Genomic DNA, 14,423 nt, shown 5'->3' with positions numbered 1-14,423 from the left:
CGGGCGGGGGGCGCTCAACGGGGGGGCGGCCCCCCGCGCGGGTGGACCGACCGTCCGCTGTGGCTACGTCAGCTCGAGCTTGGAGCCGGTACCTCGGTGGTGCCGCCGCCCGGAGCCGGGGACTCGGTGGTGCCACCCGGAGCCGGCGACTCGGTGCCGGTGCCGCCGGGAGCCGGCGACTCAGTGCCGGTGCCGCCCGGGCTGGGCGTACCGCTGGCGCTGGTCTGCGGAACCGGGATGCCCAGCTTGTTGGCGAGCGCCACCAACTCGTCGTAGTGCGTCTGCAGCGTCGGAAGCGCCGTCTGCGCCAACTGGACCACCGACTGCTCGGAGCCCTGCGAGATCTCCGTCTGGGTGGCCTGGATGGCCTGGACGTGACCGGCCAGCTGCGCGGTCACCCACTCGCGGTCGAACTTCTCGCCGCTGGCGTTGTTCAGCTTGTCGAGGACCGCCTGCTGATCGGCGCTGGGCTCGTTCGGCAGTTCCACCTTGAGCTGGGACGCGGTCTGCTGCACCGTCTGGTCCAGCTGGGTGTGGTCGGACTTGAACATCGCGCCCAGGTCCTTGACCCCCTGGTCCTGACCCTTCTGCTGGGCCAGGTCACCGGCGGTGATCTCGAACAGGTTGACCTGGTGAAGCGCCTGCAGGTACTGGGTGTCCTGCGTTGACGGCTGTGCCGCGGCCTGCGCGGCCACGGCCGGCGCGACCCCGACCAGTACCAGCGCGGCCAACAGGCCGAGGCGTTTGATACCCAACATGCTTCCCCCCCTTGAGACGTTGGACCGCACGGATACCCGGCTCACCGGGGTTATTCCTGCGATCACCCGTCGCGTGGGGTCGACCCGTCGCACCGTGGCCGTCCGACTCCTGGGCGGATGGGTCGGAGAGGGCGATACGACGAGGCGCCCGCCGGAATCCGGCGGGCGCCCCGTTACGGGTGCGACTGGGCGGTCAGCGGCGGCTGTCCCCGCTGCCGATCTCCTCGCGCTCGGGTCGGGGCTCGACCGGCGGGTGCCCCGGCGAGACCGGTGCCTCGACCGGCTTCTCGATCGGGTAGAAGAAGCCCCGGATGGCCGGGCCGAGGGCCCCCAGCCGGTTCATCTTCTTCGGCACGACCCAGCCGACGTACTCCAACTGGCCGTGACCGTCCTCGTGCCCGTTCGACGCGCTGAGCGGCTGGTGCACCTCGACGAACCGGCCGTCCGGCAGGCGCCGGATGATGCCGGTCTCCACGCCGTGCGCGAGCACCTCCCGGTCGTGCTGCTGCAGACCCAGGCAGAGCCGGTAGGTGACGTAGTACGCCAGCGGCGGGAGCACCAGCAGGCCGACCCGGCCCGCCCAGGTCATCGCGTTCAAACTGATCTGGAACTTGTCCGCGATCACGTCGTTGGCGCCGGAGAGCGTCAGCACGATGTAGAACGAGACGGCCATGGCGCCGACGGCGGTCCGGGCCGGAACGTCGCGGGGCCGCTGGAGCAGGTTGTGGCTCTTGCGGTCCTTGAGTTGCCGGGCCTCCAGGAACGGATACATCGTCGACAGGCCGACCAGGATGCCGGGCAGCACGACAGTCGGCCAGAACAGCGGCGGGATGACGTACCCGTCGCCGATCGGGATGTTGATCTCCCAGGCCGGCATGAGTCGGGTCGACCCGTCGAGGAACATGACGTACCAGTCGGGCTGGCTGGCGGCCGAGACCACCCACGCCTCGTACGGGCCGAACAGCCAGATCGGGTTGATCTGGAACAGACCGCCCATCAGCGCGATGACGCCGAAGACGACCATGAAGAAGCCGCCCTGCTTCAACGCGTACCGCGGGAACATCCGCTCGCCGACCACGTTGTTGTTGGTCCGGCCGGGGCCGGGCCACTGGGTGTGCTTCTGCTTGAAGACCAGACCCAGGTGGACGCTGATCAGCGCCACCAGCAGACCCGGGATGAGCAGCACGTGGGCGATGAAGAACCGGCTGATGATGATCGTGCCGGGGAACTCGCCACCGAAGATCGACGAGGTGACCCAGGAGCCGACGACCGGGATGGACAGCATGATCGCCGAGGCGATCCGCAGGCCGGTGCCGGACAGGCCGTCGTCCGGCAGCGAGTAGCCGCTGAAGCCGGCCAGGAAGCCCACCCAGAACAGCAGCGAACCGATGATCCAGTTGGTCTCACGCGGCTTGCGGAAGGCGCCGGTGAAGAAGACCCGCAGCATGTGCACGACGATCGCGGCCATGAACAGCAGCGCCGCCCAGTGGTGCATCTGCCGCATCACCAGACCGCCCCGGACGTCGAACGAGATGTCCAGGCTGGAGGCGTACGCGGCGGACATCGGCGTGCCCTGCAACGGCGCGTAGCTGCCGTCGTAGACCACCTCGGTCATCGCCGGCTCGAAGAAGAAGGTGAGGAACACACCGGTCAGCAGCAGCACGACGAACGAGAACAGAGCGATCTCGCCGAGCAGGAAGGACCAGTGGTCCGGGAATACCTTGTTCAGCAGCTTGCGCAGCGGGGTGGCTACCGCGAAGCGGTCGTCCACTCCCACCGCGGCCTTGCCCGGTGTCGCCGCAAGGTCAAACTTTCGACGCTTCATGGCCGCTCCCAGAAATCAGGCCCGACGGTCTCGGTGTAGTCGGACTTCGCCACGAAGAAGCCCTCGGAGTCCACCTCGATCGGCAGCTGCGGCAGCCGCCGGCTGGCGGGGCCGAAGACGGGCCGGGCGTTGTCGGTGATCAGGAACTGGGACTGGTGGCACGGGCAGAGCAGCCGGTTGGTCTGCTGCTCGTAGAGGCTGGCCGGGCAGCCGGCGTGCGTGCAGATCTTGGAGAACGCCGCGTAGTTGCCCCACATGTAGTCGCCGTGGCCGACCCGCTCATTGGCCCGGCGCGACTCCTGCGCGTCCGAGTCACGAAGGTGGATCAGCAGCGTCGGCGAGTCGGCGTGCCTGTTGCTCACGCCGTGGTCGATGCCGGGGAAGACGGTCACCTGCCCACCGGTGCTGATGTCCGCCGGGCGGATCGGCCGGCCGTCCTGAAGGACCAGGCGGATCCGCTGGCCGCCCTCCGGCGTGGCGAACCCGGTCGTGAACATCTGGTTGTTCTTGTGCGGCTGCGAGATCAGACCGCCGACCAGCGGCGCCGCGACGACCGCGCCGACCGGCGCGAGACCGGCCAGCAGCGAGATGCCGAGCAGGGGACGACGCTTCACACCCAGCTCGTCCGCCATGTAGAGCATGGTCTGACCGGTGATGGTGCGGCCTTCGGAGTCCACCTGACCCTCGTGCCGGTCCTGGATCGAGACCTCCTTGGGCAGCAACTTCTTGCCCCAGGTCAGGATGCCGAAGCCGACGGCGAGCAGCGCCACGCCGAGGGTGAAACCGAGCAGCGGGGTGTAGAACTTGTCGCCGCCCCGGCCCGCCTCGTACTTCCACGGCCACCAGATGTAGATGGCCAGGAAGGCGGTCGCGGCCAAGCCGGTGATCAGGAACAAGCCGGCGACCACCCGGGTCAGCCGACGCTCCGCCTTGGTGCCCGGCAGCACCTGCGGCTCGTAGTGGACGATCTCGATGTCGTCCCGGCGCGCGCCCTCACGAACGATGTCGAACCGGGTCAGCTTGGGGTCGTTCACGTCGAGCGGCTCCCGGCCCTGCGTGGCCTGGTGCTCGGTGTGGGTGCTCATGCCGTCACCTCGCTACGGGTGGCGCCGAGCGGCACCACAGCACTGAATCGGATGCTCCGCTCGATCACGACTTGCCCGCAATCCACAGGCTAGCGAAAACGAGCGCCACGATGCCAACCAGGAAGATCGCCAGGCCCTCGGTGGACGGGCCGTACCGTCCGAGGTTGAACCCGCCCGGGTCCTGGTCCTGCTTCAGCGTCTCCTGGATGTAGGCGATGATGTCGGCCTTCTGCTCCGGCCGGAGCTGGTTGTCGCCGAACACCGGCATGTTCTGCGGACCGCTCAACATCGCCGCGTAGATCTGGCGGTCGGTCGCGGGGTGCAGGCTCGGGGCGAACTTGCCCGACGAGAGCGCACCGCCGCCACCACCGAACGCGTGGCACTGCGAGCAGTTGATCCGGAACAGCTCGCCGCCGGCCGAGACGTTGCCGTCCTCGCGGAGGTTGTCGCCCTCGGGGACGACCGGGCCGCCGCCAAGCTCCTGGATGTACTGGCCCAGCTGACGGGTCTGCTCGTCGGTGAAGACCGGCGGCTTGCGGTGCGCCTGGGCCTCCTGGCGGGCCAGCGGCATCCGCCCGGAGCTGACCTGGAACTCGACCGACGCCGCGCCGACGCCGATCAGGCTCGGCCCGCGGCCCTCGACACCCTGGGCGTTGCGGCCGTGGCAGGTCACGCAGCTCACGTCGAACAGCGCCTTGCCCTCGGCGGCGGCGCCGGTCAGCTGCGGGTTGTCCTGGGCCTGGGCACCCGGGGCGAAGACGGTGTATGCGCCGCCGGCCAGCATCAGCGCGGCGATCAGCCGGACCGCGGCGCCCAGCCGGCGGCGGCCCCTGCTGCGCGCGGCGGGCCGCTCGCGCAACCGCGCGAGCAGACCGCGTCGGCGGTCGTTGTCAGAAGTCATGAGCGGTGTCCTTAACCGGTTGGACCTGTCTCAGGGGACGGAGCAGCAGCGCGGAATGTGACGCGCAAGATCACTGGAGCCAGTAGATCATGGCGTACAGCCCGATCCACACGACGTCGACGAAGTGCCAGTAGTACGACACGACGATCGCCGACGTCGCCTGCGCCGGAGTGAACCGGCCCATGGTCGTACGGACCATGAAGATGATGAAGGCGATCAGACCACCGGTCACGTGCAGACCGTGGAAGCCGGTGGTCAGGTAGAACACCGACCCGTACCCGTCTCCGTTGATCTTGATGCCGTCGGCTACCAGGTGCCGGTACTCGTTCAGCTGGCCGAGCACGAAGATCAGGCCCATCACGAAGGTGACGGTGAACCAGCGCCGCAGCGCGTGCACGTCACCCTTCTCCGCCGCGAAGACGCCGAGCTGGCACGTCACCGAGGACAGCACCAGGATCACCGTGAAGGTGGTCGCGTACGGGATGTTCAGCGCCTCGGTGTGCTTCTCCCACTGCTCCGGCGCAGCCGCGCGGATCGAGAAGTACATCGCGAACAGCGCCGCGAAGAACATGAGTTCACTGGAGAGCCACACGATCGTCCCGACGCTGACCATGTTTGGTCGGGTCAGAGAGTGGATCCGGCTCTTGTCAATGGCTGGGGCCGCAGTCACGCCGTCATTATTGCCCCTGACCGGGGCCGCCGATCAGCGGGGTGGCAAACCTGCGCCTTCCGTGGCCCGAGCGTCAGGGTCCGGTTCGCCTGGCCTAGCCTGAAAAGCGTGCTGCACGTCGATCCGATCTTCACCGCCACCTCGGCCCCGCCGCCGTTCACCGTCGGCGCGGTGCTGAGCGAGACCCGGCTGGACAGCTGGCTGGCCCTCGGTCTGGTGCTCGCCGCCGGCCTGTACCTCTACGGGGTGTACCGGCTGCGCCTGCGCGGCGACCGCTGGCCGATCAGCCGTACCGTCTTCTTCCTCGGCCCCGGCCTGGGCGGCATCGCGCTCGTCACGGTCAGCGGGCTGCACGCGTACGACACCGCGCTGCTGTCCGTGCACATGATCCAGCACATGGTGCTGTCCATGGTGGCGCCGATCTTCCTGGCGCTGGGCGCGCCGATGACCCTGGCCCTGCGGACCCTGCCGGTCGGGCCGCGCAAGCGCCTGCTCGCGATCGTGCACAGCCGGGTCGCCCGGGTCTACAGCTTCCCGCTGGTGGCGTTCGCCATCTTCGTGGTCAACCCGTTCGTGCTGTACTTCAGCGACCTGTACCGCTACACCCTCGAACACACCTGGGCGCACGAGCTGGTGCACGCGCACTTCATCATGACCGGCTGCGTGTTCTTCTGGCCGCTGCTCGGCCTCGACCCGCTGCCCGGCCGCTGGCCGTACCCGGCGCGGGCGCTGCTGATGCTGCTCTCCGTGCCGTTCCACACCGTGCTCGGGCTCACCATCATGCAGAGCAGCACGCTCTTCGGCGGCGACTGGTACCCGTCGCTCAACCTCGGTTGGGTCGACCCCTGGCAGGACCAGGTGGTGGCCGGCGGCATCCTCTGGGCCGGTGGCGAGTTCGTCAGTGTGACCATGCTCGCGGTGCTGGTGGTGCAGTGGGTCAAGCAGTCCGAGCGGGAGGCCCGCCGGGTGGACCGCGAGCTGGACCGCCAAGAGGCCCGCGACCGCGCCGCCGACGCCGCGTCCGCCTGAGCTGCCCGGACGGTACGCCCGGACGCGTGACGCCGGGCGGGATGTCGGCTACGTCACGCCGCCCGGTACGATCTGCGGGCAGCTACGAGGTGGAAGCGGAGTGCCGGCATGAGCGATCGTCTTTGCACCGTCTTGCTCTACAGCGACGACCCGCAGGTCCGTGATCGGATGCGGATGGCCGTCGGCACCCGACCCGCGCCCGGGCTGCAGATCGAGTTCGTCGACGCGTCGACCTATGCGGAGACCATCCGGCTGGTCGACGACTACGAGATCGACCTGCTGCTGCTCGACGGCGAGGCGAGCCCGGGTGGCGGCATCGGCATCGCCCGGCAGATCAAGGACGACCGGGACGACGCTCCCCCGACCTGCCTGGTGATCGCCCGCGCCGCCGACCGATGGCTCGCCGCGTACGCCGAGGTCGACGCGGTGCTGATGCACCCGCTCGACCCGGTGACCACCGGCGGCACGGTGGCCGAGCTGCTGCGGACGCACGCACCCGCCTGACGTCCCACGCTCCTCCGGCACCCGCCACGGCGCCGGAACTTCTCGGCGCCGGTTCCAGCCCACCCGCACTTCGCATGCTCGGGAGGCCCGCCATGGGCGATCGGACCTGGCCGCACCTGCTCAACGCGCTGCTGCGCGGTGACGAACTCTCCACCGCCGACACCGCCTGGGCGATGGACGAGATCATGACCGGCTCGGCGAGCGCGGCGCAGATCGCCGCCTTCGCCGTGGCGCTGCGGGCCAAGGGGGAAACCCCCGCGGAGCTGGCCGGCCTGGTGGAGGCGATGCTCGGTCGCGCGGTCCCGGTGGCGCTCCCCGAGGAGCTGCGCCGTACCGCCCTCGACGTGGTCGGCACCGGTGGTGACCTCGCCCACACGGTCAACATCTCCACCATGACGGCACTGGTGGTCGCCGGCGCGGGCGTCCGTGTCGTCAAGCACGGCAACCGGGCCGCCTCCTCCCTGTGCGGCACCGCCGACCTGCTGGAGTTCCTCGGCATCCCGCTGGACCTCGCCCCGGAGCAGGTCGCCCGCTGCGTCGAGGAGGCCGGCATCGGGTTCTGCTTCGCGGCCCGGTTCCACCCCGGGATGCGGCACGCCGGCCCGGTCCGCCGCGAGGTGGGCGTGCCCACCTTCTTCAACTTCCTCGGCCCGCTGACCAACCCGGCCCGTCCCCGGGCCGGCGCGGTCGGCTGCTTCGATCTCAGGATGGCCCCGGTGATGGCCAGCGTGTTCGCGGCCCGTGGCGACTCGGCGATCGTGATGCGCGGCGAGGACGGGCTGGACGAGTTCACCACCGCCGCGCCGACTCGGATCTGGGCGGCCCAGGGCGGCACCGTACGGGAGGCCGTGCTGGACGCGACGGACCTCGGGGTACCCCGGTCCACCCTCGCGGACCTGCGCGGCGGTGACGCCGCGTACAACGCCGGCGTGGCCCGTCGCCTGCTGGCCGGCGAGACGGGCCCGGTCCGGGACGCGGTGCTGGTCAACGCGGCGGCGGCGCTGGCCACCCAGGGCCCGCTCGACGGCGACCTGACCGAGGCGCTCCGCGCCGGCCTGGCCCGGGCGGCCGAGTCGATCGACTCCGGGGCTGCCGCCGCGACCCTGGACCGCTGGATCGAGACCGCCACCGCCCGACCCGTCGCCTGACCCGTCGGCGCCGCGTGACCCGCTGGTGCCGCGTGACCCGTCGGCGCCGCCTGACCCGCTGGTGCCGCGTGACCTCTCGGCGCCGCGTGACCTCTCGGCACCGTGTGACCTCTCGGCGCCGCGTGACCTCTCGGTGCCGTCTGCGGGCGGTGTCCCAGGCGTGATCGACTCGGATTCCTTGAATCCGTGGTGTCCGGGCAGCCGGAAGGCCCCGACATCAATGAAGCCGAGTGGATCACACTCGGATACCGGCGAGCGGACGACGGCGCGCGGAGATTTGTCGGACCCGTCTGGGAAACTACAGCTGAGTAGTTCTCCGCTGCCGTCCGTGCGTCTTTGTCGCATCCGGGGGGCGAGCCGGCTGGAATCGAGAGGAGACGCCCGTGTCGCACCGCGAGCTCTACTGCGACGTCTGCGAGGGCGTGGCGCTGTTCGAGGCGCCGCCCTGCGTCGACGGCCACGGCACCGGCTGTCCAGAGCTGATCTGCACCGACTGCGGCGCCGCTGTGGTGGTCAGCACGTTCGCCTTCCCGGTCACCCGGCTGGCCGTCCGCCGACGCCAGCCCGCCCGCCGCCACGCCGCCTGACCGCCACGCCGCCCGCCCGCCGCCGCCCGACCGCCTCACCACAGCACCGCCTCACCACAGCACCGCCTCGCCGCCGACCTGGCCTGGCGCATGATCGAAGGCCCGCTCCCACCTCGGGGAACGGGCCTTCGTCGTGTGCGGTCGGTCGCGACGGCGACCGGGTGGGTCAGTGCTCGGCGGTACGCCGGGTGCCGCTGTAGTACTCGAACAGAAGCCCACAGGCGGAGAAGACAACGGCCAGCAGGCCGGCGCCGATCAGCCAGTACTGCCAGAACACCATGCCGAGCGCGGCGATCGCGGCGGCCAGCGCCAGACCGAACGGCCAGTAGCTGCCCGGGCTGAAGAAGCCGACCTCGCCAGCACCATCGGCGATCTCGGCGTCCGGGCGGTCCTCCGGGCGCAGGTCGATGCGGCGGGAGACGAACCAGAAGAAGCCACCGCACATCGAGCAGAGAAGGAACGACAGCAGCAGGGCGACGGTGCCCACCCACTCGACGTGGCCCGACTCACCGTGCGTCCAGGCGCCGTAGAGGATCGTGGCACCGAAGAGGAACGCGGCGATGATCAGGAAGATACGCCACTCGGTCTTCATGCGGCTGCCTCAGCTTCCCGTGCCGGCCGGAGCTTTGTCCGGGTTGAAGTTGTCCTGCGTCCGCCTGGTGTCGAACGGCTGCGTGGTCTTCGCGTACGGCTCCTCACCGATCGCGGACAGCGCGTCCTGGGTGGACTTGCCGCTCTGCTTGGCCGCGAGGAACTGGTCGTACTTCTCCGGCGAGACCACCCGCAGCTCGAAGTTCATGAACGCGTGGTAGCTGCCGCACAGCTCGGCGCAGCGCCCGACGTAGGCACCTTCGGCATCCAGGCTGGAGACCTCGAACACGTTGCGGATCTTGCCCGGCATGACGTCCCGCTTGAACAGCAGCTCCGGCACCCAGAACGAGTGGATGACGTCGCGGCTGGTCTCCTCGAACCGGATGGACCGGTTGGTCGGCAGCACCAGCACCGGGATGACTTCACTGGTGCCGAGCGTCGAAGCGGTGGTGCGGGCTTCCGTGCCCTGACCGTCGCGGTAGTTGAACTGCCAGTTCCACTTGAACGCGACGACCTCGACCGTGACGTCCGGGTTCTTCGACAGCTTGTCGACGTCGGTCTGCACGATCGCCGTGTAGTAGAAGAGCACGGAGACGATCAGGATCGGCGCGATGGTGTAGAGGAACTCCATCGGCATGTTGTAGCGGGTCTGCACCGGCAGCGCGTTGCCACGCTTGCGGTAGCGCACGACGCACCAGAAGATCAGGCCCCACACGAAGACGCCGACCGCGAGCGCGGCGATGCAGGAGGCGATCCACAGGTCGTACATCCGCTTGGACTCCGCCGAGATGCCGCCCTGCGGCCAGCCGAAGCCGCCAAAGGTCTGACCCACGTCACAGCCCGTGAGCAGAACCAGCAACGCGACGCCACCGAGACCGAGCCCGGCCAGGCGACCAGCACCACGCCCCCGGCGTCCACCAACCCCTGGGGAAGCGCTGTGCCGTACGGCCGACGGCCGTACCTCCGAACTCCTTGCGACCACCTGGTCCTGCCTCCCTAGCGCGCCGCGGTGCGTCTTTCGTCAGCACCGGCGGCAAAGGCGTCACCGACGGTCGCAGATTACTCGACCATGACGGACTCGGCCGTGGTGGGGTCACTGTCCGCCCCCCATTGGGGGATCCTGGGCGTACCGCCGCGATAGCGTCTTGGTCTGTGAGCGCGAGGAGTGAGCCGGGGTTGCGAGCCCCGCAGCCGCGAACGAAGGCAGGTCTGTGAGCGCGAGGAGTGAGCCGGGGTTGCGAGCCCCGCAGCCGCGAACGAAGGCAGGTCTGTGAGCGCATCCCCGGTCTACCTGGACGCGGCTACCGCCGCGCCGATGCATCCGGTCGCGCGGCAGGCGCTGCTGGCCGCGCTCGACGACGGCTGGGCCGACCCGGGCAAGCTGTACACGCAGGCCCGCCGGGCCCGGCAGTTACTCGACGCCGCCCGCGAGGCCACCGCGATGACGCTCGGCGTCCGCGCCGATGAGGTGTCCTTCACCCCCAGCGGTACGACCGCAGCCCACGGCGCGGTGCTCGGGGGCCTGACCGGACGGCGACGGGTCGGGGCGACGCTGGTGCACTCGGCGATCGAGCACTCGGCGGTGCTGCACGCGGCGGAGCGGCACGTCGGCGCGGGCGGGACCGCCATTGAGGTGCCGGTCGACCGGTTGGGCCGGCTGGACCTGACCGCGTGGTCGACAGCCGTTCGGGCCCCGGGGGTCGCGCTGGCCGCGTTGATCACTGCCAGTCACGAGGTGGGGACCGTACAGCCGGTCGCCGAGGCGGCGGCCGCGTGCGTCGACGTGGGTGTGCCGCTGTACGTGGACGCGGCGCAGTCGGTGGGCCGGGTGCCCCTGCCGGCTGGCTGGTCGGTGCTCACGGCGAGCGCCCACAAGTGGGGCGGGCCGCCCGGGGTGGGGGTGCTGGCGGTGCGCAAGGGCACTCGCTGGGAGTCACCGTGGCCGGCTGACGAGCGGGAGAGTGGCCGTACCCCCGGGGTGGTGAACCTGCCCGCGGTCGTGGCGGCGGCGGCGAGCCTGCGGGCGGCGGCGGCCGACGCGGCGGCCGAGGCGACCCGGTTGGCCGCCCTGGTGGACCGGGTCCGGGAGCGGGTCGCGGCGGAGGTGCCCGACGTGGAGGTGGTCGGCGACCCGATGCTCCGGCTCCCCCACCTGGTCACCTTCTCCTGCCTGTACGTCGACGGGGAGGCCCTGCTGCACGCCCTGGACCGGCGGGGCTTCGCGGTGTCGTCCGGCTCGTCCTGCACCTCGTCCACGCTGCGTCCGTCGCACGTGCTGGAGGCGATGGGGGTGCTCTCGCACGGCAACGTGCGGGTCAGCCTGCACCGGGAGACGACCGAGGCGGACGTGGAGCGGTTCCTGACCGAGTTGCCCGGGATCGTCGCCGGGTTGCGCGCCGAGGCCGGGGTGGTGGGGCTGTGACGATGCCGGACGAGGTGATCGACTGCCGGGGGCAACGCTGCCCGCTGCCCGTGATAGCGGCGGCGCGGCGGATGCCCGAGGTGCCGGTCGGCACTGTGGTCCGGGTGCTGGCTGACGACCCGGCGGCGGCGGTCGACATTCCAGCCTGGTGCCGGATGCGCGGCCAGGAGTTCCTCGGTTCGGTCAACGGCCCCGACGGCCCGGCGTACGACGTCCGCCGCACCCACTGACAGCGTCATTCGTCGATCCAGATCCGCCTCAGTCGACGACCCGACCGGGCGAAGAGCCGCACCGCACTGTCCGGGTTCCGAAACCTCCCGGTGTACGCCTGCTCGTCATCGCAGAGCAGGGCGCTGCGGCCCTGCGGCTACGGGTCAACAGTGACGAGACCCACCCCACCCCGCCCCTGGCGTCGATCATGCAGTTGTGGTGGGTGACAGAAGCCGCATAAGGCCACTATTCGGCCACCACAACTGCATGATCGACGCGGGCAGAGGCGGCGTGGGGCGGATCGACGCGGGCAGGCGTGGGGTGGGGTGGGTTACGGGAGGAGGTGGGGGCGGATCTCTTCTGCCGCGGCGTCTCCGTAGGACTCCGCGAGGCGCTTGACGAACAGGTCGCGGCGGACCTCGTACTCCTGGGTGCCGACGGTCTCCAGCACCAGCGTGGCCAGCAACGAGCCGACCTGGGCGGCGCGTTCCAGGCCAACTCCCCAGGAGAGCGCGGTGAAGAAGCCGGCCCGGAAGCCGTCGCCGACGCCGGTCGGGTCGACCGCCCGGATCTCCCGGGCGATCGGTACGTGGATCGGGTCGATGCCGCGTCCGGCGATCTCCACACCGTGCTTGCCCAACGTGGTGACCCGCACCTTGACCAGGTCCAACAGTTGGTCGTCGCTGAGCTGCGCCTTGCTCTGCAGCAGCGACTTCTCGTAGTCGTTGGTCATCAGGTACTCGGCGCCTTCGATCAGCGCCACCACGTCCTCCCCGCCCATCCGGGCGAGCTGCTGGGACGGGTCGGCGGCGAAGGCGTACCCGCGGGTGCGGCACTCGGCCGAGTGGCGCAGCATCGCCTCGGGGTCGTTGGCGCCGACCAGCACCAGGTCCAGACCGCCGAGCCGGTCGGCGACCGGGGCCAGCTCGATGTTGCGCGCCTCGCTCATCGCACCGGCGTAGAACGACGCGATCTGGCACATGTCGGTGTCGGTGGTGCAGACGAAGCGGGCGGTGTGCGCCACCTCGCTGACGTGCACCGAATCGCAGTCCACGCCGTGCCGCTCCAGCCAGGAGCGGTAGTCGGCGAAGTCGGCGCCGACCGCGCCCAGCAGCACCGGGCGCAGCCCGAGCTGACCCATCCCGAAGGAGATGTTCGCCGCCACGCCACCGCGGCGGAGCACCAGGTCGTCCACCAGGAAGGAGAGGGAAACCTTGTGCAGCTGATCGGCGATGAGCTGGTCGGCGAAGCGACCGGGGAAGCTCATCAGGTGATCGGTGGCGATCGAGCCGGTGACGGCGATCTTCATGTCAACCCTCGGGGTCGGGAGCAGGGCGCGGGTCAGCCTACCGGCACGGCAACCCGATGGTCACCGCTCGGTCGGACAACGGCAACCGGCTCGTCACGGCCCTCTTCGGGACCGCTCCCAGACCGGTGTAATCCCCGACCGGTACGACGATGGGGCCGTCCCGGAGAACGGCCCCATCGTCGCTGGTGTGTGGTGTGACTCAGTTGAACGAGTCACCGCAGGCGCAGGAGCTGCCCGCGTTGGGGTTGTCGATGGTGAAGCCCTGGGCGTCGATCCGGTCGGCGAAGTCGATCGTCGCGCCGGAAAGGTACGGGGCGCTCATCCGGTCGACGACGACCTCGACACCACCGAAGTCGGTCACGACATCACCGTCGAGCGAACGCTCGTCGAAGAAGAGCTGGTACCGCAGGCCGGAGCAGCCGCCCGGCTGCACGGCGACGCGGAGCCGCAGGTCGTCGCGGCCCTCCTGCTCGATCAGGGCCTTGACCTTCTGCGCCGCGACGTCGGTGAGGACGACGGAAGTAGGGGCCTTGGCCTCGGTCGACTCGGTCTGCGCTGGCGTGGTCACGTGGAAGTCTCCCTGCGCGGTTTGGGTCCGGACGCACTGGCCAACGCCGCGCGCCGTCCAGTGATTCCCGGTTGTGGTCCTCAACCGATCGTACGCCGCCCCGGCCGACCTCACCCGCGTGGCGTGATCCCCGCCGCAGGTCGGCCCGCAGTGGCGGCGGGCGCGCGGGCGGTCGGAGCCCTCAGCGGCTCCACTGCCGGGCCAGCCGGGCGCCCAGCTCGCGCAGCCCCTCGGCGGGACGGCTCAGCGCGGCGTCGAGCCCGCCGCCCTCCTCGCCGCCGAAGTGCTCGACCAGGCTGTACGCGTCGGTCACCCCGGCCGAGGCGGCCTCCCGCCGGCCGGTGCTCACCTGCCCGGCCACCACCACGCAGGGGACTCCCCGGTCGCGGGCGGCGCCGGCCACCCCGGCCACGACCTTGCCGCGCAGCGACTGGTGGTCGAACGACCCCTCACCGGTGATCACCAGGTCGGCGGTGTCCAGTGCGGCGTCGAGTCGGGTGGCCCGGGTGACCAGGCCGATCCCCGACTCGCAGTCGCCGCCGAGGGCGAGGAGGGCCGCGCCGATGCCGCCGGCCGCCCCGCCCCCGGGCAGCGCGGCGAGATTGGCCGGGCAGCCGGCCAGGTCCCGTTCCAGCACCGCCGCGAAGCGCTCCAGGGCCGCGTCGAGCAGCAGCACGTCGGCGCGGTCGGCGCCCTTCTGCGGGCCGAACACGTTGCTCGCGCCGTGCAGGCCGAGCAGCGGGTTGTCCACGTCGGTGGCCGCGACCAGCCGGACGCCGCGCAGCCGGGGCGCGCCGTCCAGGGCGTCGACCGCGG

General features: G+C 70.6%; 16 protein-coding genes. 6 read left to right on the top strand and 10 right to left on the bottom strand.

All coding sequences use genetic code 11. From position 1 onward, the window contains the following. Nucleotides 1-68: 68 nt before the first annotated feature. The 5 genes from ABZU52_RS16805 to ABZU52_RS16785 all read right to left on the bottom strand — a co-directional run bounded on the left by ABZU52_RS16805 (nt 69) and on the right by ABZU52_RS16785 (nt 5,239). Complete coding sequence (locus ABZU52_RS16805; RefSeq protein WP_354971920.1) at nt 69-758, bottom strand: DUF4142 domain-containing protein; 690 nt, start codon at nt 756-758, stop codon at nt 69-71. 193 nt (nt 759-951) lie between these two features. Beyond that, nucleotides 952-2,583, bottom strand: coding sequence for a cytochrome b N-terminal domain-containing protein (locus ABZU52_RS16800; protein ID WP_354971919.1), 1,632 nt, complete (start codon nt 2,581-2,583; stop codon nt 952-954). Beyond that, nucleotides 2,580-3,668, bottom strand: a complete 1,089-nt coding sequence (locus ABZU52_RS16795) for a Rieske 2Fe-2S domain-containing protein (protein WP_354971918.1) — start codon at nt 3,666-3,668, stop codon at nt 2,580-2,582. The genes ABZU52_RS16800 and ABZU52_RS16795 overlap by 4 nt, the downstream gene beginning before the upstream one ends. A 64-nt stretch (nt 3,669-3,732) precedes the next feature. Next, a complete protein-coding gene (locus tag ABZU52_RS16790) occupies nt 3,733-4,569 on the bottom strand; it encodes a cytochrome c (protein ID WP_354971917.1) in 837 nt (278 codons plus the stop codon). Between the two features lie 70 nt (nt 4,570-4,639). Then, a complete protein-coding gene (locus ABZU52_RS16785) occupies nt 4,640-5,239 on the bottom strand; it encodes a heme-copper oxidase subunit III (protein ID WP_091408043.1) in 600 nt (199 codons plus the stop codon). Nucleotides 5,240-5,338: 99 nt separating this feature from the next. Between ABZU52_RS16785 and ABZU52_RS16780 the strand changes: the two genes are divergently transcribed. From ABZU52_RS16780 to ABZU52_RS16765, 4 genes are all read left to right on the top strand, one after another. Continuing rightward, the gene (locus tag ABZU52_RS16780) at nt 5,339-6,268 is read left to right on the top strand and encodes a cytochrome c oxidase assembly protein (protein WP_354971945.1); all 930 of its coding nucleotides are present in this window, start codon (nt 5,339-5,341) and stop codon (nt 6,266-6,268) included. Between the two features lie 108 nt (nt 6,269-6,376). Further along, the gene (locus ABZU52_RS16775) at nt 6,377-6,772 is read left to right on the top strand and encodes a hypothetical protein (protein ID WP_354971916.1); all 396 of its coding nucleotides are present in this window, start codon (nt 6,377-6,379) and stop codon (nt 6,770-6,772) included. Nucleotides 6,773-6,864: 92 nt separating this feature from the next. Next, nucleotides 6,865-7,920, top strand: coding sequence for an anthranilate phosphoribosyltransferase (gene trpD, locus ABZU52_RS16770; RefSeq protein ID WP_354971915.1), 1,056 nt, complete (start codon nt 6,865-6,867; stop codon nt 7,918-7,920). 383 nt (nt 7,921-8,303) lie between these two features. Next, nucleotides 8,304-8,507 (top strand): hypothetical protein, encoded by a 204-nt coding sequence (locus tag ABZU52_RS16765; RefSeq protein WP_354971914.1) that lies wholly within the window; start codon nt 8,304-8,306, stop codon nt 8,505-8,507. A 166-nt stretch (nt 8,508-8,673) separates the two neighbouring features. Here the strand turns inward: ABZU52_RS16765 and ABZU52_RS16760 are convergent, their stop codons facing one another. Together ABZU52_RS16760 and coxB are read right to left on the bottom strand one after the other, a co-directional pair. Continuing rightward, nucleotides 8,674-9,099 carry a cytochrome c oxidase subunit 4 gene (locus ABZU52_RS16760; RefSeq protein ID WP_354971913.1) on the bottom strand — a complete coding sequence of 142 codons (426 nt, stop codon included), beginning with the start codon at nt 9,097-9,099 and terminating at the stop codon, nt 8,674-8,676. Between the two features lie 9 nt (nt 9,100-9,108). Further along, on the bottom strand, nt 9,109-10,080 hold the full coding sequence (gene coxB, locus ABZU52_RS16755; protein WP_354971912.1) for a cytochrome c oxidase subunit II: 972 nt from the start codon (nt 10,078-10,080) through the stop codon (nt 9,109-9,111). A gap of 288 nt (nt 10,081-10,368) precedes the next feature. Here coxB and ABZU52_RS16750 point away from each other — a divergent pair, with 288 nt between their 5' ends. Continuing rightward, nucleotides 10,369-11,520, top strand: coding sequence for an aminotransferase class V-fold PLP-dependent enzyme (locus ABZU52_RS16750; protein ID WP_354971911.1), 1,152 nt, complete (start codon nt 10,369-10,371; stop codon nt 11,518-11,520). Next, on the top strand, nt 11,517-11,750 hold the full coding sequence (locus ABZU52_RS16745) for a sulfurtransferase TusA family protein (protein WP_091407500.1): 234 nt from the start codon (nt 11,517-11,519) through the stop codon (nt 11,748-11,750). Before ABZU52_RS16750 ends, ABZU52_RS16745 begins: the two co-directional genes overlap by 4 nt. Before the next feature lie 311 nt (nt 11,751-12,061). On the opposite strand, the gene ABZU52_RS16740 is transcribed toward ABZU52_RS16745, so the two are convergent. From ABZU52_RS16740 to ABZU52_RS16730, 3 genes are all read right to left on the bottom strand, one after another. Then, nucleotides 12,062-13,039: a carbohydrate kinase family protein gene (locus ABZU52_RS16740; protein ID WP_354971910.1), complete on the bottom strand. Its 978-nt coding sequence runs from the start codon at nt 13,037-13,039 to the stop codon at nt 12,062-12,064. 199 nt (nt 13,040-13,238) lie between these two features. Further along, entirely contained in the window at nt 13,239-13,607 is a 369-nt protein-coding gene (gene erpA, locus ABZU52_RS16735) for an iron-sulfur cluster insertion protein ErpA (RefSeq protein ID WP_091407494.1), read from the bottom strand. 181 nt (nt 13,608-13,788) lie between these two features. Beyond that, nucleotides 13,789-14,423 (bottom strand): glycerate kinase (locus tag ABZU52_RS16730; RefSeq protein ID WP_354971909.1); only part of this gene is annotated, 635 nt, incomplete at its 5' end.

Source organism: Micromonospora sp. NPDC005220, from assembly GCF_040607895.1.
In the GTDB taxonomy this organism is placed as follows: domain Bacteria; phylum Actinomycetota; class Actinomycetes; order Mycobacteriales; family Micromonosporaceae; genus Micromonospora.
Note: the sequence above shows the minus strand (reverse complement) of the source record. Positions and strands in the feature narration are given on the sequence as shown.

Bases quoted from the DNA above. Each gene is read 5' to 3' on its own strand.
- ABZU52_RS16805 (WP_354971920.1), bottom strand. From the start codon at position 758: ATGTTGGGTATCAAACGCCTCGGCCTGTTGGCCGCGCTGGTACTGGTC.
- ABZU52_RS16800 (WP_354971919.1), bottom strand. From the start codon at position 2,583: ATGAAGCGTCGAAAGTTTGACCTTGCGGCGACACCGGGCAAGGCCGCG.
- ABZU52_RS16795 (WP_354971918.1), bottom strand. From the start codon at position 3,668: ATGAGCACCCACACCGAGCACCAGGCCACGCAGGGCCGGGAGCCGCTC.
- ABZU52_RS16790 (WP_354971917.1), bottom strand. From the start codon at position 4,569: ATGACTTCTGACAACGACCGCCGACGCGGTCTGCTCGCGCGGTTGCGC.
- ABZU52_RS16775 (WP_354971916.1), top strand. From the start codon at position 6,377: ATGAGCGATCGTCTTTGCACCGTCTTGCTCTACAGCGACGACCCGCAG.
- trpD (WP_354971915.1), top strand. From the start codon at position 6,865: ATGGGCGATCGGACCTGGCCGCACCTGCTCAACGCGCTGCTGCGCGGT.
- ABZU52_RS16760 (WP_354971913.1), bottom strand. From the start codon at position 9,099: ATGAAGACCGAGTGGCGTATCTTCCTGATCATCGCCGCGTTCCTCTTC.
- ABZU52_RS16740 (WP_354971910.1), bottom strand. From the start codon at position 13,039: ATGAAGATCGCCGTCACCGGCTCGATCGCCACCGATCACCTGATGAGC.